Genomic DNA, 23,852 nt, shown 5'->3' on the forward strand with positions numbered 1-23,852 from the left:
GTCAAGCTCCATGGCTGGTGGCTGCCGGAATGGTGGCGAGCAGATGCTGGACCAGGGTGACCAGCGTGCGGATGCCGGAGCTGCCGATGCGGGCGTCGCACAGCACGACGGGGACCTCGGGCTTGAGGTCTATGGCGGCCCGCACCTCCTCCGGGTCGTAATGGTAGGAGCCGTCGAACTCGTTGACGGCGACGAGGAATCCGATCCCCCGCCGCTCGAAGAAGTCGACGGCGGAGAAGCATTCGTCGAGCCGCCGGGTGTCGGCGAGGATCACCGCCCCCAGGGCCCCCTCGGAGAGCTCGTCCCACATGAACCAGAAGCGCTCCTGCCCGGGCGTGCCGAACAGGTAGAGCACGTGGCGGTCGTCCAGGGTGATGCGGCCGAAGTCCATGGCCACCGTCGTGGTGGTCTTGGACTCGACCCCTTCGAGGCTGTCGTGGGCCACGCTGACCGTGGTGAGGAGCTCTTCGGTGGAGAGCGGTTCGATCTCGCTGACCGCCCCGACAAAGGTCGTCTTGCCGACCCCGAAGCCGCCCGCGACGAGGATTTTCAGCGCGGTCGGGAAGAGGTCCGCGGCGTCCCCGTCGGGCAGGGCGTCAAAGCCGTCGTCGTAGGCCATCGAGCACTGCCTCCAGCAGAGATCGGTCGGTGGGTGTGTGGTGGAAGCGGGGGGCCCGGGCGGTCACCGCCCCGCAGTCCACCAGATCGGAAAGGAGCACCTTGGTGACGACGGCCGGCAGCCGTAAGTGCGCCGAGATCTCCGCCACCGATGTGGGCCCCTTGCACAGGCCGAGGGCCTGCGAGTGCTCGGGGCCCAGGTGCGTCTGGGGGACCGTGCCGGTGGCCATGACCTGGGAGAGCAGGTCCAGGGTCGCGGTCGGCCTGGTCCGGCCGTTGCTGACCGTGTAGGGGCGGATGAGCCGCCCGGCCGCGTCGTCCAGCCACGGCCCGTCCTGCGGGGCCGCCACGGTCAACTCCTCAGGCCGCTCGGTGTCCCGGCCCCCTGCCTGGCCGGCGTGACGAGATACGGTCGTACGCTCTTGACGAGCATGGCCATCTCGTAGCCGAGGACCGCCGCGTCGGCCTCCCGGCCGGCGAGCACGGCGAGACAGGTGCCCGAGCCGGCCGTGGACACGAACAGCAGCGTGGAGTCGAGCTCCACCACCACCTGCCGGACCTCGCCCCCGTCGCCGAAACGGGCCCCCGCGCTGCGGCCGAGCGAGTAGAGGCCCGAGGCGAGCGCCGCCATGTGGTCGGCGCTGTCGGTGTCCAGTCCGTGAACGGATTTCACCAGACCGTCGGAGGAGAGCAGAACCGCATTGCGGGTGTAGGGCACCCGCTGGACCAGTCCGCTCAGCAGCCAGTCGAGGTCCGAGTGGTGTCCGGTCGGCGCATCGCTCGCCATGGTGCATCTACTCCTTGGAGTGTTCGGCGTCAGTTTCCGACTGGAGCGCCTGGGGTGAGAGGTGGGTCGACTGTGCGGGGTGGCTCTGCTGTGCCTCTGCGAGGCCGATCCCCCGCTGGAAGGCGGCCATCAACCCCGGGTCGTGCAGGGCGTGTTCATCCTCCCTGCGGGGTGCGGGGGCGTCCCGCAGCTGGGGCACGAGGTGTTCCTGGCTGCGGCGGCGCGGCAGGTCGGGCCGGCCCATGGTGCCGCGCACGGCGCCGTTCTGGGCCCTCGGGGTCACGGGCATCCGGGACTCGATGGTCTCGGGGGCCACACCGTGCTGGATGCCGGGGGGTGCGGCCGCCGGGTTGGGCCGCTCGTCGTGCGCCCCGCGCACGGGCAGCGGCCCGCTGCCGTGACCGGCCGTGGTCGGCTCGGTCAGCTGCTGTCGGGGCGGCGGAATCAGGTCGATGCCGTGCCGCGCCTGGTGTACGGGCTCCGGCTGGGGGGGTGCGATGGCGGGCTGGGGGACGGCGGGCGGCAGGGGCGCGCTCACCTCGGCGGGACGCGCGGCCTGCGCGGGCGACGGCACGACGGGAATCTGGCCGGTGCTGTCGCGCTCCGCCTGCGGCTCGGGCCTGCCCGGCTGGTTGAGCCCCTCGGGCTCGGAGCCCAACAGGCCCTGCGGCAGCACCAGTACGGCCTGGACGCCGCCGTAGATGTTGGTCTGGAGACGGACGGCGATGCCGTGCCGCCGGGCCAGCGCGGAGACCACGAAGAGCCCGATGCGCCCGTCCTGGAGGAGGTGGGCGACGTTGACCTGGTCGGGGTCGGACAGCAGCGCGTTCATCTTGTTCTGCTCGGTGACCGGCATGCCGAGGCCGCGGTCCTCGACCTCCACGGCCAGCCCCGCCGTCACGAACTGGGCCCGCAGCAGCACCTGGGTGTGCGGCGCGGAGAACACCGTCGCGTTCTCGACGAGTTCGGACAGCAGGTGGATGACGTCGGCCACGGCGTGCCCGCGCAGCGTGCCGTCGATCGGCGGGACCAGCTTGACCCGGGGGTACTGCTCCACCTCGGCGATCGAGGAGCGCAGGACCTCGGTCATGGTGACCGGGTGGGACCACTGGCGGCGTGAGATGGCACCGCCGAGCACGGCGAGGTTCTCGGCGTGGCGGCGGATGCGGGTGGCCAGGTGGTCGACGTGGAAGAGCCCCTTGAGCAGCTCGGGATCCTCGACCTCGTTCTCCAGCTCGTCGAGCAGCTGGATCTCGCGGTGCACGAGGGACTGGAGCCTGCGGGCGAGGTTGACGAAGACCTCGACCTTCTGCTCGTTGCCGACGCTGCTGGAGAGCTGGGAGGCCTGCACCACGGCGGCCACGGCCGCGTCGTGGGAGCGGTTCAGCTCGTGCGCGAGCAGCTCGAACTCGTCGGCGCCGGCTGGCAGTTGCGCCGGTGCGGGCCGCGCGGGCGGTCCTTCGCCGCGGCGCAGCGCCTCCACGACCGTACGGAGATCGGCGGCCGAGCGGGCGCTGCCCCGGCGCAGCCCGTTGGCCCGGCCGAGCACAGTCTTGGCCGCCCGGTCGGCGCCGATCCCGGCCGCGACCAGCGCGGCGATGGCGAGCGCGGCGAGGCCCGCGAGCACGGCCCACAGCCCCACCGAGGGGTGGCGGCCGGTGGAGTGCAGGGTGAACGCGACGGCCGCCGCGCCGCACAGCACCGCCACGGTGGCAGGCAGCACGGCGGCGCGCAGCAGCTGCGGACGTATGCGGGACTCGGGCGACGGGCGCGGCCCGGGGGGCGTCGGCGCCCGGCCCGCGGGGGCCGGTTGCCCGGTCTCGGCGGTGGGCTGGTGCGGCCGGGTGGCGTTGCGGCCGTGCCGCCCGCCCTCGCGGCGGTCCGGCCGCGCGGCGGGTGCGCGGAGATGAGACATCGGCGTCCTCGGTGCGTTGGGTCCCATGGATCATTCTGGCAGGCCCAACTCGGCTGATGTAAGGCCCACTTTGATCGTCGACCACTCACCGTAGTCGCCAATCCATCACCCTCGGTGCGCAGTTGGCAAAGTTCCACGCACAGCGTCCCGCTCTGGTATGACGCATCGTACGACAGACCGATAACGTGCGGGATCTTCAACTCTCCCCCACGGAACGGCCGATGCCCTGTCCCGCCCCCGCACGTTCCGCTTCACATCCTACGGAAGCCTTGGCCCATGCTTGACCGGGGGGCGGGCTGGAAGTGGGTTCGAAGGGGCATTCCCCCGTCCTGTCCCACCCCCTCACCCCACCCTGGGAAACGCCGCACGCACACCCGCCCCGTTCACGACGAAGGCCGTCGCGGCGATCATCAGGGCGCAGGCCACCTGCAGGGCGACGAACCACGCCGGGAGGGCACCCGGGATCATGTCGAGGGCGACGATCGTGATCGGCACGGCGAGCGAGATGACGCGCACCCGCACGTAGGCCCACCGCTTTCCCCGTGCCGCGAGGGTCGTCAGCCAGTGGGTCACCACGGCGCTCGCGAGCACTCCGCCCGAGCGGCCCCACATGAACGAGGTCACCGTGTGTCCGGTGAGCGCGCGGATGACGACCGTGAGAAGGACGGCCGCGCTCAGCACACCGTAGGCCGTGACGATGAACCTCGCCCTGCGGAAGGCGCGTTGGGTGAGGGCGTCTGCCGGGGTGGCTTTGGGGATGGTGGTGTACATGGCTTCCTCCGTCTGGGGCGCTTCGGGATGTCCGGTGTGGTGTCGACGTTAGGAAGCGCGCCCAGGAGCCGGTATGGGTCTGGGCGCACAGGCGGGTGGGTCCAGACCCACTCCCCGTCCGATCCGGGGCGCGCCGGCCGGTGAGCGGTGCAGAGTGGAGATCACGAAGCCGTGGGGACCTGGTGGGCTCGGTGAAGGCGGCGGGTGCCACGGTCGGACGGGAAGGGGAAGGAAGGGTCATGCGACAGCTGCGTCCATGGGTGGTCCGGGTCTGTGTGGGGTTCGTCCGTGCCTGTGCGGTGGTGGGCGTCACCCTGGTGATTCCGGCGGTGTGGGCGGCCTCCACAGTCCTGGGGATCTGGTGGGGGCCCGCGAACCCGTGGTCGTGGCTCGCACCGGCCGTGCTGGTCTGTGCGGGCACGCTCGGTCTGTCCCGGCCGGTCTGCCGCCTGGTCCGCGTCCTCGTCGCGCGGTGGACCGGCACCGTCATCCCCTCCGGGTACCGGCGGCCGGGGCCCGTGACACAGCTGTCCACCGGCTACTGGTGGAACGGCTTCGGCTACGAGCGCACCAGCCGCGACGCCGCTCTGGACCAGCGGATGCGGCTGCGGTGGAAGGATCCCGCCACCTGGCGCGACCTGCGGTTCACCCTGATCGTGCCGGTCACCGCGGGGGCGGTCGCAGCCGTTCCCCCCGCCGGGGTGGCGGCCGCGGTCCTGGGGTCCGGCGGGCCGGGGCCCGCCCCGCGCCTCGTCGGCCTGCTCGGCCTGGTCCTGGCCGTCGTCACGGCACCGTACGCCTGGCGGCCCCTTCGGCCGGTGGCCGCCCGCTTCCTGGGGGCGTCGGCGGCGATGGCGCTGGCCGACCGGGTGGACGAGCTGACCGCCCAGCGCGCGGACACCACGGTCGCGCAGGCCGCCGAGATCCGCCGGATCGAACGGGACCTGCACGACGGGGCCCAGGCGCGCCTGGTCGCGCTCGGGCTCTGTCTGGCGACCGCGGAGAAGCTGATGGACACCGACCCGGAGCAGGCCAGGGCGCTGATGCAGGAGGCACGGGCCGGGGCGAGCACGTCACTGACCGAACTGCGCGAACTGGTCCACGGCATCAACCCGCCCGTGCTCAACGAACGCGGGCTCATCGACGCCGTACGCGCCTTCGCCCTGGACAGCCCGCTCGAGGTGGAGGTCCGCGCCGACGGCGAACTCGGCCTGGACCCGCCGATCGAGTCCGCCCTGTACTTCGGCATCGCCGAACTGGTGACCAACGCGGTCAAGCACGCCCGCGCGAGCCGGGCGCGGATCGCCATCGGGCGGAGCGGCCCCGCCATCGTCGTGGAGGTCGAGGACGACGGCACAGGCGGCGCCGTCGTGCGCGCCGGTGGAGGTCTGGCGGGGCTGCGCCGACGCCTCGCCGTCTTCGACGGCACCGTGGAGATCACCAGCCCGGTGGGCGGCCCGACGCGGGTGAGGATGATGGTGCCATGCGCATCGTTGTAGCCGAAGACCTCTACCTCCTGCGGGACGGGATGGTCCGCCTCCTCCAGGCGTACGGGCACCAGGTGGTGGCGACGGCGGCCACCGGGCCCGAGACACTGGCGGCACTGCGGGAGTTCCGGCCGGACGTCGCCGTCGTGGACGTCCGCATGCCGCCGACCCAGTCGGACGAGGGGCTGCGGGCGGCCCTCGCCGCCCGTCGCGAGATGCCCGGCTTCCCCGTCCTGATCCTCTCCCAGCACGTCGAACAGCTCTATGCCCGCGAGCTGTTGGCCGACGGCGCCGGGGGCATCGGCTACTTCCTCAAGGAGAGCGTGTTCGACGCCGACCAGTTCATCGACGCGCTGGAACGAGTCGCCGGCGGGGGCACCGCGATGGACCCGGCCGTCATCGCCAAGCTGCTGTCCAGCGGGTCATCGAACCGGCTGCTCGAAGGGCTCACCGAGCGCGAGCACGCCGTGCTCGGCCTCATGGCCGAAGGACTCTCCAACCAGGCCATCGGCCGACGCCTCTTCCTCAGTGAGAGCGCGATCAGCAAGTACACGACCTCGATGTTCGGCAAACTCGGCATCACCGACGACGACAGCAACAACCGGCGGGTCCTCGCCGTCCTCGCCTACCTCAACCACCCCTGACCACGGTTCGCCCCCTCAGTGCTGCGAGCGCCCCGGCAGTGGGGTCGTGGTGAGCGTCCCGGCCGGGTCACCCGCGAGGGCCCCTTCGACGGCGTCGCGCCAGACGGGCCCCGCGAGGGTGCCGCCGAAGGCCTGGCCGACGGTGTCGCCTCCGATGCTCTGGCCGTCGAGGTCCTGGGGGCTGCGGGTGTCGCTGACGACGGCGGCGCCGGACAGTTCGGGGGTGTACCCGGCGAACCACACCTGCTTGCTCTCGTCGGTGGTGCCGGTCTTGCCCGCGCTGTCGCGGTCGGTGAGCCCCGCGGGCTTGCCGGTGCCGTCCTGGACGACGCCGAGCAGCATGGTGGTGACGGTGTCGGCGGTCTCCGCGGACATCACCTGATGGCAGTCGGCCTGCGGCACCGCGACGCTGCGGCCGTCCGGCCTGGTCACCGACGTGATGGCGACCGGTGTGCAGTACGTGCCGTGGTTGGCGAAGGTCGCGTACACATTGGCCATCTCCAGCGGGGTCAGGTCGTTGCTGCCCAGGGTGAGCGAGGGGACCACCTGCAGCTTGGTGCCGCCCGCCTGGGCGGTGATGCCCAGCGCGTTGGCCATCTTGGACACCTCGCACAGACCGGTGTCGGCCTCCAGCTGGGCGAAGTAGGTGTTCACGGACTGGGCCATGGCGTCCGGCATGGCGAACGGCCCGGTCAGGGAGTGGCTGTCGTTGTGGACCTCGCCGTTCTCCGGATACGTGTGGCCCGAGCAGTCGGACATCTCGGGCCAGGGCATGGAGTACGGCGCCGGATACTGCTGATTCGGGGTCATGCCCTTCTCCAGCGCCGCGGCGGCCACGATCGGCTTGAACGTGGAGCCCGTCGGGAAGCCGAGCCCGCCGCCCATGTCCGTACCGACGTTGAGGTTGATCTCGGTCTGGTGCGCGCCGAGGCCGTAGTCACGGCTCTGCCCCATCGCGACGATCTTGCCGGTACCGGGCTGGACGAGGCTCATCACCGCGGCGGCGTCGTCCGTGGTGTACGCGTGGGAGGTGACCGACTGCTGGAGCGCCTTCTGCGCCTTGGGCGACAGCGTCGTACGGATCTGCAGGCCGCCCCTGCTCCACAGCGCCTGCCGCTCGTTCGCCGTCCTGCCGAACGCCGCGTCGGTGAGGACGACCCGGTGGACGTAGTCGCAGAAGAAACCCTCGCCCTGCTGGGCGGTGATGCAGCCCTGGCGGGGCGCGCTGACCTTGAGCCTGATCGGTGTGCTGATGGCCTGCTGGGCCTGGGCGTCGGTGATCGAACCGTACTGGGCCATCTTGGCCAGCACCGTGTCGCGGCGCTGTTTGGCGAGGCGGCCGTTGGTGACCGGGTCGTACATGGTCGGCGACTGGACGATCCCGGCCAGGAGCGCCGCCTGGGGCAGCGAGAGGTCCTTGGCGTGCACGCTGAAGTAGCGCTCGGAGGCCGCCTCGACCCCGTACGCCTGCTCGCCGAAGAACGTGATGTTCAGGTAGTTGGTGAGGATCTGTTCCTTGGGCAGGGTCTGCTCCAGCTCGATCGCGTAGCGCAGCTCCTGGATCTTGCGGCCGAGGGTCTGGCGCTGGGCTTCGAGGACCGCCTTCTGGTCGCTGCCCGCCTGCTCCACGAAGACGTTCTTCACATACTGCTGGGTGAGGGTGGAACCGCCCTGGGCCACGCTGCCGCTCGCCGCGTTCTTGTTCAGGGCGCGCAGCACACCCTGGAGGTCGACCGCTCCGTGCTGGTAGAACCGGTTGTCCTCGATGTCGACCAGCGCCTTGCGCATGACCGGGGCCATCTGGTCGCCCGGTATGACGGTGCGGTCGCGGTCGTAGACCGTGGCGATGAGCCCGCCGTCGGCGTCGTAGATCTGGGAGGCCTGGGAGAGCGGAGGAGTCTTGAACTCGTCGGGCAGACTGTTGAAGCTCTGCGCGCCCGACTTGGCGCCCAGCCCCAGCATGCCCGCCGCGGGCAGCGCGATCCCGGCGGCCAGCGCCCCCGCCAGGACGCTCACCCCGAGGAACTTCAGGGTGCGGACAACGGGGGATCCGGGCAGGCGGGAGCGCATGAGGGGCATAGGGCGAAACATACGCAGCAGACCTATGAATCGCCTCAAATAATCGTCTTTGAAGGGTAATTCCGGCCGCGTGGGACCGGGGCTGGCTGCCCCGGCCCCCTCCGTGGCCCAGGTTTGATCATTTCGCTTGATCGCTTGTGCCGGGGATCACGCCCGTGCACTGCGGCTCTCCCGGCCGCACCGGGTCGGCCGGGGCGGTGAACAGGGACACCCGATGGCTGACCGCGACCGGCTCGCGCGGGACGGAGCGCCGGGTGGGGTCGGGGCTGCCGACGTAGAGCCAGCCGATGAGCCGCTCGTGGGGCGCGAGGCCGAGCAGCGCACGGGTGCCGGCCGAGTCGACGGACGAGCCGGTGCGCCACATGCTGCCGAACCCCCGGTCGTGCAGGAGCAGCATCAGCGAGTTGACCATGGTGCTGCTCGCGGCGAGCTGCTCCCAGTCCGGTACGCGATGGCTGCGCCGGGGCACGAAGACCAGGGTCGCCAGGAGCGGTGCCCGCAGGGGTTTGCGTCCCTCGCGGCGGACGGCCTCGGCGTCGGTGGCGCCGGACGCGAAGGCCTCCCCCAGTGCCGCCCGGCTCTCACCGCGTACGAGGATCCAGCGCCACGGGCGCAGGTGGCCGTGGTCGGGTGCGGTCGCCGCCCAGCCGAGGAGATCGACGAACTCCTCGTCGCTCGGGGCGGGTTCGATCAGCCGGTGCTCGCTGCGGCGGGTCCGTATGGCGGCCTCCAGCTCCATCAGTGCTCGCTCCTCGTCGCGGTCCCTGGCATGCCTGCTCCCTGCGTGGGGCGCCGGGCGCACGGCCCCCGGCGTCCCGCACCTACCCGCACGGCGGCGGCAGCCAGAACGAGCGCACTCCCCGCACCGCGGCGAGGCGGTCGCGGGCCATGCTGGTCGCGGCGGCGGCCGTGCTGATGTTCAGGTGCTTGGCCCGGGTGAAGATCTCGACGAGGCGCTCCGGGATCAGCCGCGCGCGGTGCCTGACGCGGTCCATGTCGTGGCCCGCGGGGTGCAGTTCGTCGACCACCTGGATCAGGCCGAGCGCGTTGATCACGAAGTCCGGCGCATAGAGGATGCCGCGCGCGGCGAGGCGCTCCGCGATGGCGGGCCCGGCGAGCTGGTTGTTGGCCCCGCCCGCCACGACGCGGCAGCGGAGCTTGTCCACCAGGTCGGCGTCGATGACGTTGCCGATCGCGTTCGGGCTGAGGACGTCCACGTCCAGGAGGTAGAGCTTCTCGCGGCTGACGACCTCCGCACCGCAGGTCTCGGCCACCCGCTCGGCCTTCTCCTGGTCGATGTCGGCCACCGTCAACCGGGCTCCGCCCTCGGCGAGATGGGCCGCCAGCCGTGCCCCGACCTTGCCGACACCGTCGATCGCGATGTGCCGGTCGGCCAGGCTGTCGCTTCCGTCGAGGTACTTCAGGCAGGCCCGGATGCCGAGGTTCACCCCGTACGCCGTCATGGCACCGGATTCACCCGAGCCGCCCTCCTCGACGTCCAGGCCCCGTATCCACCGCGACTCCTTGCTCATGACGCGGAGGTCGGCGGTGGTGATGCCCATGTCGCAGGCGGCGATGAACCGCCCGGAAAGGCTCTCGACGGCCTGGCCGAAAGCACGCAGCAGCGTTTCGGACTTCTCCACACCGGGACCGCCGAAGATGACCGCTTTGCCGCCCCCGATGTCCAGGCCCGCGCAGGCCGCCTTGTACGTCATCGCGCGGGAAAGGCGCAACGCGTCGCCGATCGCCTGGTCGTCATCGTGGTACGGGAGGAATCGCACGCCGCCGAGCGCGGGGCCCAGCAAGGTCGAATGAATGGCGATGACACAGCGCAGCCCGCCCGGGCCGGAGGTGAAGAGAACCTGCTCGTGGCCGTCCATTTCGTGGAACACACTCATAACCCACCCCAGAATTTCGTCCAGTGACATCCGGGCCGGCGGTCCGCACGGATGCGGACCGCCGGCCCGTCCGGCAGAGAGTTATGCGGCCGGCTGCAATCCGGACGAGAGGAGCGCCGCGTCCAGAACGTCCCACAGCGCGCACAGTGATTCGAGGAAGTCCTCGACGCCCTGGGCTATTTGGTCGCTGTTCGACGCGTCCATGACGGTCGAGACGGCGCGGATCACATTCGCCTCGTGCTGCTGCTCGGCACCGGCGTCACCCCAGTGCTCCGCCATGTAGTGCATCTCCGGCTCGTCGAGTCCGGCCTTGTAGTGACCGGAGTCGATCAGGGCGCGCTTCTCGCCGGGGATCAGCGACTGATTGGAGATGATCTCCAGGGCGAGTGCCGTGCCCAGGTTGCGCACGGTCGTGGCGGCATCGGAGGAGAAGCGGCGCCGGAACACCTCGATGGCGGCCTTCGCCTGGGCCGTCAGGCCGGTCTCGCGGTCGTATCCCGGCAGGGTGGCCAGCAGCCGGTCCGAGGAGTCCTTGAGCCATGCCTCGACGCGCTCGGTGTCATACACGTCGTCGAAGACCTGGGACCCCGTGCGGTTCACGATGTGGCCCGCCATGGTGGCGAGTTCGGGGCCGTGTCCGGACTCGCTGTCGACGATCTCCTCGATGAGGACCGCCTGCTCGTCCCAGCCGAGGCCGCGCAGCGCGGCCGGGAACTCGCCGCCGGGGCGGGTGGAGGCGCAGAACGACTGCACCTGGTGGAAGAGCGCGCCCGAGACGTCCGCGGACGGGGGCCCGGCGGCCCAGTGGTCGTAGAACGGGTGGGCGAAGACACGGTGCGTCTTGATCCGGTCGATCAGCATGTCGGTCGTCGTCATCGATTCCTACTCCGGTGAGGTGGCTGGGGTTCCGAGGGAAGCGGATCGTTCCGGGGAGGGTGGGCCGGCGCCGCTCAGGCGAACTGGAGCTGTGAGGGGTCGACCTTGGGGACGGAGAAGCCGATCTTCTCGATGTGCTGGGCGATCGCCGTCTTGTAGAGCTCGCGGAGTTCGCCGTTGTCGTGCTTGCGCAGGCCCCACCTGACCGCGAGGCGTCCGCGGCGGGAGTCGGGCCGTCCGAACATGTCGAGCGCCATCGGGTAGAACCGGTCGAGCGCCTTCTGGGCGCGGTCGCGGGACTGGGCGCCGGCGTCGTACGCCTCCTGCATCAGGCGCTTTCCGTAGCCGAAGTGCCGGGCCTCCTCCTTGAGGATGGCGTCGGCCTCGACCCGCAGGGGCGCGTAGGTGCTCGTGGTCATCTCCTTGATCTGGAAATGCCCTTCGAGCTCGCAGAGGAAGCTGAACGCGGCGCGCTCCTCCCAGACCGTGAATTGGGTGGTCATGCTCTCCGCCGGGAAGTAACGGCGGTCCGCGACGGCCTGGTTGACCATGTGCGAGGTGTCGATGCCGAGCGGGGTGAGCAGTTTGGCGAAGCGCCGGAAGTGGTCCACTTCCTCCATGCCGAACTTGAGGCACATATAGCGCTCGTCGGCGTTGGGAGCGAGCGGGTAGAACGAGTCGACGTAGGTGTCGCCCGCGCTCAGCTCGCCTTCACCATTGGCCAGCATCTGATGGGTCAGCACCTCCCGGTATTCCTCGGGGAGTTCACCGACGTTCTCCAGGCTCACATTCTCCGAATAGACAGTCGCCATACGAATCTCCTCCGGTAGCCGAGAAATTGAGACTATCCGGCCGGTTCGTGACGTCGGTAGGCCACGATGGGGCCATCTCGTCCCGGAACCAAGGGAGTAATCCGGGGGCCCTTTGGGAGTACTCCGGAGGTACGACTTCCGGCCCGTTCGGCAGGCGCGCACAAGTGACCCCCCGCGCCACACGCCGTTCTCGTGTGGTGCGGGGGGCTAAAAGGGACGGGCGATGACGGAGGGGCGGATGAAGCGCGGAGACGCGGGCTGATCTATGCCGCGCCGCGCTGCGGGGGCCGGATATAGGTGAGGGTGTGGTGGGAGACGAGCTTCCCGGCGGTGTCGGTCGTTTCGGCGGTCCCGTAGACGATCAGGCGGCCGGGCCGCACGATCGTCGACTCGCAGACCAGGTCGGTGCGGGCCGGGCCGAGGAAGCTGGTGGTCATCTGCTGGGTGACCGACGGATCGTCCTCCCCGAACAGGGACATGATCGCGATCCAGCAGGTCACGTCGGCCAGGGTCATCGCGCATCCGCCCTGGAGCACGCCACCGGGGCGGAAGAGTTCGGGACGCTGCGGCAGGGAGACCCTGGCGCGCCCCTCTTTGACGGCTTCGACCCTGAATCCCCACCAGGGTCCGAAGGGGCTGTTATCGAGGACTGCCTGAGCTGTGTCGACATCCATCACCGAAGGAACATAGCATCGTTCGGTATGTCACCGCGCAGATCCAACGCAGAGCGAACCGAAGCAACGCGTGCCCAACTGACCAGGACGGCACGTGAGTTGTTCAGCGAGCGCGGCTACTCCTCGACGACCATCGCGGAGATCGCGGAGCGCTGCGGGCTCACGACGGGTGCGCTGTACCACCACTGGGCGGGCAAGGAGGCACTGCTCGTGGATGTCGTGCACGACATCCACCGCGAGCTCGCCGTACGGATCCGCGCCCTCGACGCCGCAGGCGGTCCGGTGCCTCGGCTCCTGGCCTCGGGGCGGGAGTTCCTCGCCTTCTGCGCCGACCCGGCGGCGGCCCGGCTGCTCCTCCTGGACGCTCCCGCGGTGCTGGGCCACGAGCGGTGGCGGCAGATCGACGAGCAGTGGTGGCTGTCGACGACGGTCCGGCTGGTGGAGCGGGCGCGCGCCGCGGCGGGCGGTGCCGGCCCCGACGTGGACGGGGCCGAAGGATCCCGTCAGCTCGCGCTCGCCCTGCTGGGTGCGCTGACCGCCCTCGGCCACGAGGTCGCGATGAAGGGCGAGGCGGCGGTCGCCGGAGCGGGCCGGACCTATGAGGCGCTGCTCGTGTCGCTCTTTCGCTGACCCACCTCCGGCCCGGCGGCTACGCGTCGGCGAGCCGGTGCCGGAGGTGGCCGTAGGCCCAGGCGGCGAGGGTGGTCGGGGTGGTGGACCCGACGGTGCGGCGCTGTTCGGGCACGAAGTCCTCGCGCAGCCCGGTCGACATGCCGAGGACGGCTTCGACGAGCCCGTCGGTCATCCCGGCCTGGTGGAGCTGGGCGCGCATGGCGTCGTCGGTGATCCGCTCCACGCCGATGGGCCGGCCGGTGGCGGCGGTGAGGATGTCGGCGACCTCGCTCCAGGTGAGGTCGGCGGGCCCGTGGACGGCTTGGACGCGCCGCCCGGACCAGGCCGGCGACAGCAGGCGCCCTGTGGCCACCTCGGCGATGTCGCGGGGCGCGACCCAGGCCATGGGCTGGTCCAGGGGAAGGATCACCTGGAGGGTGCCGGCGCGCAGGGCGGCGAGCTGAAGTTCGAGATTGGTGAAGAAGTAGCCGCAGCGCAGGTGGGTGACGTCGATGCCCAGGTCGTCCAACGCGGTCTCGGTGCGGGCCAGTCCGTCGATCTCACCCGCGCCCTTGCGCTTCTCAGCCCCGACGCTGCTCTGGAAGACGACCCGTCCGATCCGGTTCTCGGTGACGGCGCGCACCACGCTGTCGGTGGCGCGCGCGTAGTCGGCGAGCGGGTCCTCGCCGCCGGTGGTCGGGTCCACCCAGAACAGCGCGTCGACACCGCGGGTGGCGGCCGCCACCGTGTCGGCGTCGTACTGGTCGACCGGTACGGCGTCGACCTCGTCCTTGATGCCGGGGTCCAGCCGGCCTGGGTCGCGCAGCAGGACGCGCGGGCGGACTCCGGCCCGGACGAGGGCCGCGACGACGTGCCGGCCGACGTTGCCGGTCGGGGTGGTGACAGCGATCTGCATGGTTCCTCCCATTCGGCGACTCATCTTCAGCCTAGGGGAGACGACTGCATCGGGCCGAGCCGGGAAACGAGCAGGGCGGCCTCCACGCGGCTGGACGCCGATAACTTGATCATGACCCGGTGCACATGCTTCTTCACGGTGTTCTCCGCGATATGGAGGGACGATCCGATCTGTTTGTTCGTCATGCCGTCGGCCAGTAACCGCAGAACATCGCTTTCCCGTGAGGTGAGTTGTGAAATCGCCTCCGACGTCAGGGACAGGGGACAGCCTTCGCCTATGTCGGAGATGCGTTCTCTCGGAAGGAGATAGGCGGCGCAGCCGCGGCCGACCAAGGAGATGACGCCGGCGAATTCCTCCTGGAGGATCTCCAGGTCCATGAAACCGGCGACCTTGGCCCGTAACGCGTCCTGGATCGTGACGGCGGAGTCGTGGCACCACAGAACGATGATCGACACGTGCGCGCCGATCAGCTGGACGAGGCGGCGAAGGCTCTCGCCCGTCAGACTGCGCAGGTTGAGCAGGACGATGTCGGGATTTCCGCAGTCGACGGCGGTCAGGACCCCGGCCACGTCCTGCGCCACCCCGACCACGTCGAGGCCCGGCGCCTCTCTGCTCATCGCGACGAGACCGGACCGGGTCACGACCTGGTCATCCGCGATCAGCACGTTGATCTGAGCCATGTACGGCGTCCCCTTCCCCCGTGCGGCCGCCCGCGGGCCTCGGTAGAGGCCGGGCTCAGTACGGCCGCGAGATCGAATAGGCCAGAATGCCGGTCCGCCATTGAGCCGCATTGGTCATATGGGTCAATGGGAGAACGATGGCGGGAAACATCCCGCACCGTCGGCTTCGCACACTTCTTCCTGGATCGGATGGATCCACTGCGCTCTCCGCGATCCGGCACGGGCGGGGACGGGACGCCCCAGAGGAAGGCTCAAGTGCGGGTTGTCCGACTCGCCGCCCCTACTGAGACAAGGCTTTGTCCGAATCCCGTAACACGGGGTCGCTCCAGCTTCATTCAGGCCGACGGGGAGAATCAGCCATGCGCGCGAACTTCTTCTGCACATCCAAGGCGTACCCCCTCGGCCCGGCGTCGGGCTCACGGCGAGCGTACCTCACGGTTACGCCCAGGGGGAGATCTGAATGAAATCTTCCGCATGAGGAGATCGGCGGCCCTCCAACTCGCTTGAATCAGCCATTCCTTCCGAAATCATTCGGTATTCCGGAAGCGGGAAGAACCCTTCATCCGCCACGTCAAATCGGCCATGGCGCATCGGTGCGAGGCGGTCGCGCAATCCGGTCCCCCGGGCGAACGCGGACGGGCCGCCGGGCGGAAGCGGCCCGCCGCCGCGGGGCGCCGCCGCACGGCACCGGGGCGCCCAACGGGCGGGGCTCTCGCGGGTGGTTGACTGGGCCGCATGGATGTCGCGCCCTCCCTTCCCCCGCGCCCGGCCGGACCGGTCGGGCGGCGCTCCCCCGCCCTGTGGGACGGCCAGGCATGAGGGCCGAGAAGCCGCCGTCGGATCCCGGCCCCCTCGCGACGGCCCGGACGGCGCCTCCGTTCGACCCCGAACTGGGCGCCGCGCTGGCGGCGTTGGGCGGCGGCGTGCGCGAGCCGTTGACGCCCGAGAACCTCGCGGCCCGGCAGCGGCAGGACGCCGAGGCCCGGCCGCGTCCCACCGTGCGCGAGCTCCGGGACGGCGGCCGTTTCGAGGTGGACGAGCTGCGGGTGCCCGGAGCACCGGGCGGTCAGGACGTCACGCTGGTGAGCGCACGGCCCGCCGGGGCGACCGGTCCACTGCCGCTGCTCTACTACCTGCACGGCGGCGGCATGGTCATGGGCAACGCCTGGTCCGTACTCCCCCGGCTGCTGCGCACATGGGCCCTGCCGCTTGAGCTGGCCGTGGTCTCCGTCGAGTACCCCTTGGCTCCGAAGGCGCGCCACCCCGAACCGGTGGAGGGCTGCTACGCCGGGTTCACCTGGGCGGCGGCGCACGCGGACCGGCTGGGCATCGACGCCGACCGCGTCGTCGTCGGCGGGAAGAGCGCCGGCGGCGGTCTCGCGGCGGCCCTCGCCCTGCTGACGCGCGACCGGGGCGGGCCCGTGCCCGCCGGACAGCTGCTGCTGTCCCCGATGCTCGACGACCGCGACGACACCGGCTCCAGCCACCAGATGGCCGGTCTCGACACCTGGGACCGGACCTCCAACTCGACCGCCTGGCAGGCCCTGTTGGGCGACCGGTACGGCACCGACGACCTGCCGCCCCACGCCGCTCCCGCCCGCGCCACGGAGCTGGCCCGGCTGCCCCCTGCCTACATCGAGGTCGGGTCGGCCGAGACCTTCCGGGACGAGGGCGTGGCCTACGCCCAGGCGATCTGGCAGGCCGGTGGCACGGCCGAACTGCACGTGTGGCCCGGGGCCTTCCACGGCTTCGACACCGTCGCACCCCGGGCCGCGCTCAGCCAGGACGCCGACGAAGCCCGCACGCGCTGGCTCCGGCGCATCCTCGGCCGGTCCGGCGCGGAGTCCGGGCCGCGGCCTTGAAGGGGCGGGTTCCACTGAACACGCCCTGGACACCGGTCAGTTGAGCCGACGACCAGACGTGCGACTCCCTCGCGCGGACTCGGCCCGCTGTGCAGGGCGGCGCGACCGGGAGGGGTGTGGCCCGAGGCCGCTCCCGGCCGCGCTCGCGTCAGGCCTCCAGTGCCGTGCCGCAGCTCCAGCAGAACCGGGCCGCGCGCTCGGTGGCGAGCCTGCCGCAGGCGGGGCACACCTGCCCGAGCAGGCAGGCCGCCTCGCCGCCCTCGTCCGCGGGCGGCCCGCCGATGGTGAGCCCCGGCCTGCGCACGTGGACGGAGAGGTACCCCATACCGTCGACCCCCGCCGCCAGCGAGCGGCGGGACCCCTTCGGCAGCCAGAGGACGCGGATCGGGCGCAACTCCTGGGTGGCGGCGTCCGTACGGAGTTCGCCGCCGCCTTCGAGGACGACCAGCAGGACGTCCAGCAGGGGGTCCGTGTGCTCGGCGACGGTGCGGCCCGGCGGCAGCCGCAGCAGGTTCGCGTCCAGGTCCCGTCCGCTCTCGGCGAGCTGCCACAGGGCGCCGTCCGTGTGCGGGGACGCCGCGGCGAGTTCCCGGCCGAGGTCGGCCACCACGCGGGCACCTTGGTGTTCCATCGCCTTTCGTCCCTCCCACTCCCCGCACGTTTCCAGGGCGGACGCCCGGCCGGCCCCACACACGTGCGTCCTGCGAGTATCGCAAAGCGCAGGACAAGCAGGGCGTCCCCGCTCGTACCTGCCGGTGGCCGCCGCCATCCTCGCCGGACGGGCCCTGGCCCACGGAGGGCTCAGCGTTTGAGCGTGAACGTGAAGTCGCCGGAGAGCTTGCCGCCCAGCCGGACCGCCGACACGATCCTCCCCCGCGCGATCAGCCTCTCGACCTCCGCCCGCGGCAGATCGCACCCTTCGGCGATCAGCCGCACCGGCCGGACGGGTATCCGCGCCGCGAAGCGGACGGAGACATCGAGCGCCCCCTGGCCCCCGGCTCCGCTGCCGCACGAAGGACCCCACCCGTGGTCCGGGTGATCCGCTGCGCCGGTGTCGAGACGCCAGGCGCTGTCCCAGTCGAGCGCGACGCGATTGCGGTGCGACACGACCGGGTCCTGGAGGAACTCGGCTGTCAGGGCGAGGTCGTTGGCGTGCAGCCGGTCCAGCAGACCTGGCCGCACGGAGCGCACGTTCATCCGCTCCATGAGCGTCAGCTTCGCGGTCTCACCGCAGCCCGTGCACAGCACGAGGAGCCATACGTCGAGGAGCTTGTGGTGTGCGTTGACGCGGAATTTGCCGCTGGGCCGGAAGCGTTCGGACGCGCACGCGTGGCAGCGGCGCCGGACGAGTGGCAGGCAGGTGGGAGCGACCACCCAGGTGGTGAGCACAGGAGTACACCGGTTTCAGTGAGAAGTCCGCAGCAAAAAGGAGCGCGGCGCACAGGCGCGACGCGCGACGATTCAGCACTCGGGAGGTCTCACACGGTGTACAAGGGCACGTCCTTCGCTGGGTGATCCGGTCGGGCAGCACGGTAGCGGCGCACAGCCGCGCCGTTCCACCGCTTTACGGGCGCTCGCCGCCGGGCCCGGCCCGACGGATCACGGACGAGGACGAGGCGGCACGGCGGCGAGGAGCCGGACGTCCGGGCAGAGTCTCCTGGTCAGCGAGCCCGATCGCTCTTCGGCCCGATGCCCTTGAGTCCGGCGGGAGTTCCGTCCGGGGCGAAGGAGCGGTGGAAGGTGAAGGCGTGGGGCGCGGGGCCGTGGTCGTGGAGGCGCTCCAGCCGTGACACCCCCTCCTGCCAGGTGGGTATCGCGCCGTCAAAGACCCACCAGAGCACGTGGCTGGGGCGCCCCGACCTCTCGAACCAGTCGTACCGCCTGTTCAGCGCCGCGCGGTGCAGGCCGGTGTAGAGGGCGTCGAAGGCGGAGTCCTGGTCGGTCCAGAGCGAGAGGGACGCCGCCAGGGCGGTGGTCTCCAGGGTGTGACCCTTGCCGTACCAGCCCGGCACGGCGAACTCGCCCCACGCACCCCAGTCCGAGTCGAAGTAGGTGCGCCGGTCCGTGTTCACCGCTTCGGCGTGACCGAGGTAGCCGGGGTGCTGGGCGATCTTCTGGTAGATGGGCCCGGCGCTGTCGTGGAACTCGCGGGTGACAGGTGCGGGATCGGCGAGAGGTGCCTTCAGGACGCCGAAGGTGTACAGCGCGAGATGGGGCATGCGTCTCTCCCTGGTGGGGTGTGCCTGACGAGGACCGGTTCGGCGGTCCACGAGGATGCGCGGGGCGTGACCGACGCATCCCGTCGCGGAAGCCGGAAAAACCCGGTGCGGCCGGGCGCGGCCGCCGAGGTCCAGGTGAAGGTAGCCGCCTGCGCGGGCGTTGTCGAAGTTGCGTTTTCCCTGTCCAAGTGGCTTCGTGCGAAGGCCCCGTGGGGGCTGGGACGGTGGGGTCCCCGCTGCCTGCGCGGAAGGTCCCGGCGGTCGGCGGAAGGGCGCCATCGAGCAGCCCCGGGCGCCGAGTTGGTGCGGTGAAGGACGGGAGTCGGCGTGCCGCTTCCCCATCACTCAGCTCACGCGGCCGGAAAAAGGGTTGGACGGGCCGACGGTGCGGCGCGTAGCTTGCAGTTGCCCGTGACTCTGCCGGAGGAGGTGAGACCCATGAACGCTGTAGCGAGGTGGGTGCTCCCTGTTTCCGTCACGGTGTGCGACTGATCCAGGTGTCGTGAGGAGCGCCTCTCCACAAGGCACTCCTGGAAGGCGAACACCTATGAACACTGTGATCACGCGCGTCGCGACGACGCAATGGCAAGCCGTGGCCGACCACCGGGTCGTGGGCCGGGGCGATGTCTCGCACCGGCCGGACGGACGGCTCTTCGTCAGCATCGACGTCTGGCAGGACGCGGTCTTCGACCAGCTCGCCACCGTGATGCTGGCGGAACTCCCTCAACCGCTGCACACCGTGGTCGGCGAGGGGGACGACGGCCTGAAGGCGAGCTGGGAGCGGCTCGGCTTCACCCTCGGACGCCGCGAGCAGGAGTACGTCCTGCCCACCGACCCGCGCGAAACCGGGCTCGGGGCGCCGCGGCCCCCGGCGGGGGTGACGCTCCTGGCCGCCGGCGAGGCGGACGAGGAGCTGCTGCGCGCGCTGGACCGCGCGATCCGCGAGGAGGTCGAGGCCACCGTCGGCTGGCACACCATGCCGGCCGAGGTACTGCCCCGCCCGGCCGGGTGCACCCTGGTGGCCCCGTCGAAGTACGCGACGGCGGTCCGGGACGGGGAGTACATCGGCCTGGTCCGGGTGGTGCCGGTGCGCCGCCGGGCCCGGATCGGGCTGCTCGCGGTACGGGCCGATCAGCGCGGGCAGGGCATCGGGCGGGCCCTGCTGGCCCACGCGTTGGGCGCGCTGCACCGGGACCAGATCACCTCCGCCTGGGCCGAGGTGGACGAATCCAACGCGGCGGCGAGCGCGCTCGTCGAGGGGGCGGGCGCCCGGCGATCGAGCGGCTACCTCGAACTGGTGCGCCGCTGAGGCCCGCGCACCCACCGAAGCGACCGGCCGAACCGGCCGAACCCACTCAGCTCAAGCGAATCGGAAGGCACATCACCTTGGCAAGAACGGCGAACGGCCTCGAAGTCGAAGGCACCGTCCTCGAATGCCTGCGCAACGCCACCTTCACGGTGGAGCTGCAGAACGGGCACCACGTACTCGCGCACATCAGCGGGAAGATCCGGAAGAACCACATCAGGATCCTCCCGTTCGACCGGGTACTCGTGGAGCTCAGCCCGTATGACCTGACCCGCGGCCGGATCCTCTTCCGATACCGGACCTGATCGGCGGGAAGCGCGCCCGGGAGCCCCCCGGGCGCGTCGGTCAACTCCCCTGCTGGATCAGCCTTTCGGCGGCCCCGGTCGATGACCGACGGGCACGGCGCAGGCCGGGGTGCCCCCGGGCATCCGTTCACGGTTGCCGGCGACGAGCCGGTAGACGCCGTGGGCGATCCCCGTGCCATCCGCTTCCCGGCTGCCGCGCCAGAGGTGCGGCTTCTTGGTCGGGCGGCGAGAAGGGCGGCGTGCCCGACAGTCGCCGCCCTTCTCGCCGCTTGTTCTTCTGTGCCTCTATCCGCGCGCCCTCGTGTGGAGATCGCGGACCGTGCCAGACCTCACCTGTCGCCGACGAGGTCGAGGTCGGCCTCGGGTGTGGTGGCCCGCGGGGTGAGCACGCGGTCGGGGCCGCGCCAGGGGTGTGCGATCGGCGCCGACACCGCCCGCCACCAGGGGTCGCTCGGCACCGTTCCCGCGGGCTCGAAGGGCTCGCCGGGACGGGGGGTCGCCACCACCTGGCCCACCTCCTCGGCCGCGTCCAGCGTCCACTCGCCGGGCTCGGCCCACGCGTGCGGGGCCAGGTTGAAGGTGCCCCAGTGGATCGGCAGCATCACGCCGCCGGGGGCGCCCCCCTGGAGGTCGAGGTGCGCCCGCATGCCCTGGGCCGGGGACATGTGGATGTCCGGCCAGGGGCCGGGCAGCGGCGTGCGGTCCGTGTGGTTCCGGGGCCAGAACTCGCTGTAGGCACCGATCTGGATCATGGTGGCGTCGAACGGCCCGTGCTCCGCGCCGATGTCCTTGAAGCCGCCGAAGTACCCCGTGTCACCGCTGTGGAAGATCCGGTGCTCGGGTCCGGTCACGGCCCAGGACGCCCAGAGCGTGTGCTGCTGGTTGCGCAGGCCGCGGCCGCAGAAGTGGCGGGCCGGGGTCGCGGTGAGGGTGATCCCGGCGACCTTGACGGACTCGTTCCAGTCGAGCTCGTGGATCCGGTCGACGGGCACGCCCCAGTGCTCCAGATGGGCGCCGACACCGAGCGGCACCGCGAACACCGTGCCGGTTGTGGCCAGGGCGCGGATCGTGGGCAGGTCGAGGTGGTCGTAGTGGTCGTGGGAGATCACCACGACATCGACCGGGCCGAGCGCGGCCAGCGGCGCGGGCACGGGGTGCAGCCGCTTGGGCCCGGCGAACGGGAAGGGAGAGCAGCGCTCGCCCCACACCGGGTCGAAGAGCACCCGGCGTCCGTCGATCTCGGCGAGCACGCTCGAATGCCCCATCCAGGTGATCCGCAGCCCGGTGGCCGGCGGCTTCGCGATGTCCGCGAGGGTGGTGGGGTGGACCGGGATGGTGCCGGTGGGGGCGCGGCGTACCCGCTGCTCCTTCGCGAAGAACTGCTTCGCGAACTCCAGGGTCGGGCCCGAGGGCCGGGTCCGGGCGCCCTCGGGGTTCTGGAACACACCGTCCGCGAAGTTCGGCGAGCGGCGGATCCGGGCCATCCGCTCCCCCGCCGGATCGGCGCCGAACGCGTCGGGCCGCAGTTCGCGGAGTCGGGAGCGGAGTGGAAGCAGAGAACCAGCGCCGGTCACGGCACCTCCTGGGGCTCGGGGTATTTCCATTATGTGCGTCCCGTACGACCGCACCGTTTTGTGCTGGGGCAACCGTGGCTGCGAGGGGTCGTTCAGGAGCCGTCCGGGCGTGCCTGGCCGTACGCCCGCTCCACGCGCAGCCGCAGCACGAGGCGCCGGTCGCGGACCATGACCTCGCGGTACTCGTCCCAGTCGGGGTGCTCGCCGCGCACGTCGCGGTAGAGGGAGACCAGTTCCTCGACCGTCTCGTCGTGCGGGTCGGCGGCGACCGGGGTGAGATCGGCGGTGCCCTCGGCGACGGTCCACGCCCAGCGGTCGTCGCTGGTCACGTGGTAACTGGCGCGGGGATCGCGGCGCAGGTTCCTGGTCTTGGCCCGGTCGTCGGTGAGCGACACCTTGATGACGCCCTCGGCCGGGTAGTAGGCGTGGTTCACATTGGAGAGCTGGGGCCGCCCGTCCCGCTTCAGCGTGACGAGCACACCGCCGTCGTGCTCGGCGACCAGTTTCAGCAGGGCTTCCTGAGGTGCGTCGAATGCCGTCATGGCGGTGGAACGCGGATCGGGGCGGCCGGATTCCCCGGGACCGCCGCCCGGCGGCTCCTGCCATGATGCGGGGATGATCGCTCCGATACCTCCCGTGGTTCCCCCCGGCCGGATGGCCCGGCGGCCGCAGCCCTCGTTCGTCCTGCCCGGCGGCCGGGAGCTGCGCCCCTGGCGCGAGTCCGACGCGGACGTACTGGTGGCTTCCTGCCTTGATCCGGCGATCGTGCAGTGGAACCGCGTCGAGCCGCTGACGCTCGGAACGGCCCGCGAGAAGATCGCCAGCTGGGGACAGCGCTGGACCGAGGAGGCCTCGGCGATCTGGGCGATCTCCCGGCGCGACGACGACCAGGCCGTGGGTCTGATCGGGCTCGGCGATCTCGATCTGCGAGGTGGCAGCGCGGAGTTCCTGTACTGGCTGCTCCCGGCCGGGCGCGGAGGCGGCGCGGCGCTGGACGCCACCTTGCGGGTCAGCCGGTGGGCGCTGGAGGAACTCGGGCTGCACCGGCTGAGGATCACGCACTCGGTGGCGAACCCGGCGTCGTGCCGGGTGGCCCAGCGCGCCGGGTTCGCCCTGGAGGGCACCCTGCGCAGCGCGCTGCTGCACGCGGACGGCTGGCACGACGAGCACCTGCACGCCCGGGTGGCGGGCGACCCCTGGCCCGACGGGAGCTGACCCAGCGCGGCTCCTGCCCTGAGTGATCGTTCGGTCTCGTACGCGATCGGCACCCTCAACCAGGCCCGGATCAGGGCCCGTTGGGTCGTCGAGGCGGCGAACATGCCGGTGCTCGCGGAGGCCGAGCGGCTGCTCGCCGAGCGCGGCGTCACCGTGCTGCCGGACGTCGTGGTCAACTCCGCCACCAACGCCTGGTGGTGGTGGACGCTCTTCGGCGACCTCGGGCCCGACGCGGACGAGGCCTTCGCCCACACCCGGCGGGCGATGCGGGGGCTGGTGGAGCGGACGCTGACCCGAGCCGACGCCGACGGCACCTCCCCGCGCGCGGCCGCCCACGCCATCGCCGCCGAGACGCTGCCGGTCATCGCGCAGCGCTTCGGCACCTATCACTGAGCGGGCCCGGCTTCGCCACCCGCCGCAAGCGGGCCAACCCCGACGCGTCCGCGCGGGCCGGGCGCACCGAATGCCCGCCGGGCCCCGGGGCGGCACCCCTCCCGTGCGCAGGGTCGGCCCGCCAACTGGGCGTGGAGCGCGCCGCGTTGACGGCGACCCGCTGAACGCGCCGCGCGGACACCGGCCTTGGTCGCCCGAAGCCGCTGTCC

General features: G+C 71.4%; 25 protein-coding genes and 2 pseudogenes. 8 read left to right on the top strand and 19 right to left on the bottom strand.

What is annotated here, in order from left to right:
* Position 1: 1 nt before the first annotated feature.
* The 5 genes from DT019_RS26800 to DT019_RS26820 all read right to left on the bottom strand — a co-directional run bounded on the left by DT019_RS26800 (position 2) and on the right by DT019_RS26820 (position 4,091).
* Positions 2-619, bottom strand: a complete 618-nt coding sequence (locus tag DT019_RS26800) for a GTP-binding protein (protein WP_114039487.1) — start codon at positions 617-619, stop codon at positions 2-4.
* Positions 597-968: a DUF742 domain-containing protein gene (locus DT019_RS26805; RefSeq protein WP_114039488.1), complete on the bottom strand. Its 372-nt coding sequence runs from the start codon at positions 966-968 to the stop codon at positions 597-599. The genes DT019_RS26800 and DT019_RS26805 overlap by 23 nt, the downstream gene beginning before the upstream one ends.
* Positions 969-970: 2 nt before the next feature.
* Positions 971-1,405: a roadblock/LC7 domain-containing protein gene (locus tag DT019_RS26810; protein WP_114039489.1), complete on the bottom strand. Its 435-nt coding sequence runs from the start codon at positions 1,403-1,405 to the stop codon at positions 971-973.
* 7 nt (positions 1,406-1,412) lie between these two features.
* Positions 1,413-3,320, bottom strand: a complete 1,908-nt coding sequence (locus tag DT019_RS26815; protein ID WP_114039490.1) for an ATP-binding protein — start codon at positions 3,318-3,320, stop codon at positions 1,413-1,415.
* 342 nt (positions 3,321-3,662) lie between these two features.
* Complete coding sequence (locus DT019_RS26820; RefSeq protein WP_114039491.1) at positions 3,663-4,091, bottom strand: hypothetical protein; 429 nt, start codon at positions 4,089-4,091, stop codon at positions 3,663-3,665.
* Between the two features lie 239 nt (positions 4,092-4,330).
* Between DT019_RS26820 and DT019_RS26825 the strand changes: the two genes are divergently transcribed.
* Together DT019_RS26825 and DT019_RS26830 are read left to right on the top strand one after the other, a co-directional pair.
* The gene (locus tag DT019_RS26825; RefSeq protein ID WP_114039492.1) at positions 4,331-5,590 is read left to right on the top strand and encodes a sensor histidine kinase; all 1,260 of its coding nucleotides are present in this window, start codon (positions 4,331-4,333) and stop codon (positions 5,588-5,590) included.
* A complete protein-coding gene (locus DT019_RS26830; protein WP_114039493.1) occupies positions 5,575-6,222 on the top strand; it encodes a response regulator transcription factor in 648 nt (215 codons plus the stop codon). Before DT019_RS26825 ends, DT019_RS26830 begins: the two co-directional genes overlap by 16 nt.
* Before the next feature lie 15 nt (positions 6,223-6,237).
* Here the strand turns inward: DT019_RS26830 and DT019_RS26835 are convergent, their stop codons facing one another.
* From DT019_RS26835 to DT019_RS26860, 6 genes are all read right to left on the bottom strand, one after another.
* Complete coding sequence (locus DT019_RS26835) at positions 6,238-8,301, bottom strand: transglycosylase domain-containing protein (RefSeq protein ID WP_189389949.1); 2,064 nt, start codon at positions 8,299-8,301, stop codon at positions 6,238-6,240.
* Between the two features lie 118 nt (positions 8,302-8,419).
* The gene (locus DT019_RS26840; protein WP_223279769.1) at positions 8,420-9,040 is read right to left on the bottom strand and encodes a nitroreductase; all 621 of its coding nucleotides are present in this window, start codon (positions 9,038-9,040) and stop codon (positions 8,420-8,422) included.
* An 82-nt stretch (positions 9,041-9,122) separates the two neighbouring features.
* Positions 9,123-10,199, bottom strand: coding sequence for a Leu/Phe/Val dehydrogenase (locus DT019_RS26845; protein ID WP_223279770.1), 1,077 nt, complete (start codon positions 10,197-10,199; stop codon positions 9,123-9,125).
* Positions 10,200-10,280: 81 nt separating this feature from the next.
* Positions 10,281-11,075: a hypothetical protein gene (locus DT019_RS26850; RefSeq protein WP_114039496.1), complete on the bottom strand. Its 795-nt coding sequence runs from the start codon at positions 11,073-11,075 to the stop codon at positions 10,281-10,283.
* A gap of 74 nt (positions 11,076-11,149) precedes the next feature.
* Positions 11,150-11,887: a Phenylacetic acid catabolic protein gene (locus DT019_RS26855; protein ID WP_114039497.1), complete on the bottom strand. Its 738-nt coding sequence runs from the start codon at positions 11,885-11,887 to the stop codon at positions 11,150-11,152.
* Positions 11,888-12,150: 263 nt separating this feature from the next.
* A complete protein-coding gene (locus DT019_RS26860) occupies positions 12,151-12,561 on the bottom strand; it encodes a PaaI family thioesterase (protein ID WP_223279771.1) in 411 nt (136 codons plus the stop codon).
* Positions 12,562-12,588: 27 nt separating this feature from the next.
* On the opposite strand from DT019_RS26860, the gene DT019_RS26865 reads away from it, so the two are divergent.
* Complete coding sequence (locus DT019_RS26865; RefSeq protein WP_114039498.1) at positions 12,589-13,191, top strand: TetR/AcrR family transcriptional regulator; 603 nt, start codon at positions 12,589-12,591, stop codon at positions 13,189-13,191.
* Between the two features lie 19 nt (positions 13,192-13,210).
* On the opposite strand, the gene DT019_RS26870 is transcribed toward DT019_RS26865, so the two are convergent.
* Positions 13,211-14,089 carry an NAD(P)H-binding protein gene (locus DT019_RS26870; RefSeq protein ID WP_114039499.1) on the bottom strand — a complete coding sequence of 293 codons (879 nt, stop codon included), beginning with the start codon at positions 14,087-14,089 and terminating at the stop codon, positions 13,211-13,213.
* A 26-nt stretch (positions 14,090-14,115) separates the two neighbouring features.
* Positions 14,116-14,769 carry a LuxR C-terminal-related transcriptional regulator gene (locus tag DT019_RS26875; RefSeq protein ID WP_189389951.1) on the bottom strand — a complete coding sequence of 218 codons (654 nt, stop codon included), beginning with the start codon at positions 14,767-14,769 and terminating at the stop codon, positions 14,116-14,118.
* Positions 14,770-15,584: 815 nt separating this feature from the next.
* Here DT019_RS26875 and DT019_RS26880 point away from each other — a divergent pair.
* A complete protein-coding gene (locus DT019_RS26880; protein WP_114039501.1) occupies positions 15,585-16,631 on the top strand; it encodes an alpha/beta hydrolase in 1,047 nt (348 codons plus the stop codon).
* Between the two features lie 148 nt (positions 16,632-16,779).
* On the opposite strand, the gene DT019_RS26885 is transcribed toward DT019_RS26880, so the two are convergent.
* From DT019_RS26885 to DT019_RS26895, 3 genes are all read right to left on the bottom strand, one after another.
* Complete coding sequence (locus DT019_RS26885) at positions 16,780-17,262, bottom strand: hypothetical protein (RefSeq protein ID WP_114039502.1); 483 nt, start codon at positions 17,260-17,262, stop codon at positions 16,780-16,782.
* 170 nt (positions 17,263-17,432) lie between these two features.
* Positions 17,433-18,020, bottom strand: coding sequence for a DUF1062 domain-containing protein (locus tag DT019_RS26890; protein ID WP_114039503.1), 588 nt, complete (start codon positions 18,018-18,020; stop codon positions 17,433-17,435).
* Positions 18,021-18,292: 272 nt separating this feature from the next.
* Positions 18,293-18,850 (bottom strand): DUF3291 domain-containing protein, encoded by a 558-nt coding sequence (locus DT019_RS26895; protein WP_114039504.1) that lies wholly within the window; start codon positions 18,848-18,850, stop codon positions 18,293-18,295.
* Positions 18,851-19,397: 547 nt separating this feature from the next.
* Here DT019_RS26895 and DT019_RS26900 point away from each other — a divergent pair.
* Positions 19,398-20,159 carry a GNAT family N-acetyltransferase gene (locus DT019_RS26900; protein ID WP_114039505.1) on the top strand — a complete coding sequence of 254 codons (762 nt, stop codon included), beginning with the start codon at positions 19,398-19,400 and terminating at the stop codon, positions 20,157-20,159.
* A gap of 77 nt (positions 20,160-20,236) precedes the next feature.
* Complete coding sequence (infA, locus tag DT019_RS26905) at positions 20,237-20,461, top strand: translation initiation factor IF-1 (RefSeq protein WP_114039506.1); 225 nt, start codon at positions 20,237-20,239, stop codon at positions 20,459-20,461.
* A 57-nt stretch (positions 20,462-20,518) separates the two neighbouring features.
* On the opposite strand, the pseudogene DT019_RS40380 reads toward infA, so the two are convergent.
* The 3 genes and pseudogenes from DT019_RS40380 to DT019_RS26920 all read right to left on the bottom strand — a co-directional run.
* Positions 20,519-20,629 (bottom strand): annotated as a pseudogene (locus DT019_RS40380) (DUF393 domain-containing protein); the annotation flags it as partial.
* A gap of 161 nt (positions 20,630-20,790) precedes the next feature.
* A complete protein-coding gene (locus tag DT019_RS26915; protein ID WP_114039507.1) occupies positions 20,791-22,035 on the bottom strand; it encodes an MBL fold metallo-hydrolase in 1,245 nt (414 codons plus the stop codon).
* A 92-nt stretch (positions 22,036-22,127) separates the two neighbouring features.
* On the bottom strand, positions 22,128-22,577 hold the full coding sequence (locus DT019_RS26920; RefSeq protein WP_114039508.1) for a PPOX class F420-dependent oxidoreductase: 450 nt from the start codon (positions 22,575-22,577) through the stop codon (positions 22,128-22,130).
* Positions 22,578-22,650: 73 nt separating this feature from the next.
* On the opposite strand from DT019_RS26920, the gene DT019_RS26925 reads away from it, so the two are divergent.
* Together DT019_RS26925 and DT019_RS26930 are read left to right on the top strand one after the other, a co-directional pair.
* Entirely contained in the window at positions 22,651-23,250 is a 600-nt protein-coding gene (locus DT019_RS26925; protein WP_114039509.1) for a GNAT family N-acetyltransferase, read from the top strand.
* 27 nt (positions 23,251-23,277) lie between these two features.
* Positions 23,278-23,643: pseudogene (locus DT019_RS26930) on the top strand (glutamate dehydrogenase); the annotation flags it as partial.
* Positions 23,644-23,852: the final 209 nt, after the last annotated feature.

The sequence above is a fragment of the Streptomyces sp. SDr-06 genome (genome assembly GCF_003324565.1).
GTDB lineage: Bacteria > Actinomycetota > Actinomycetes > Streptomycetales > Streptomycetaceae > Streptomyces.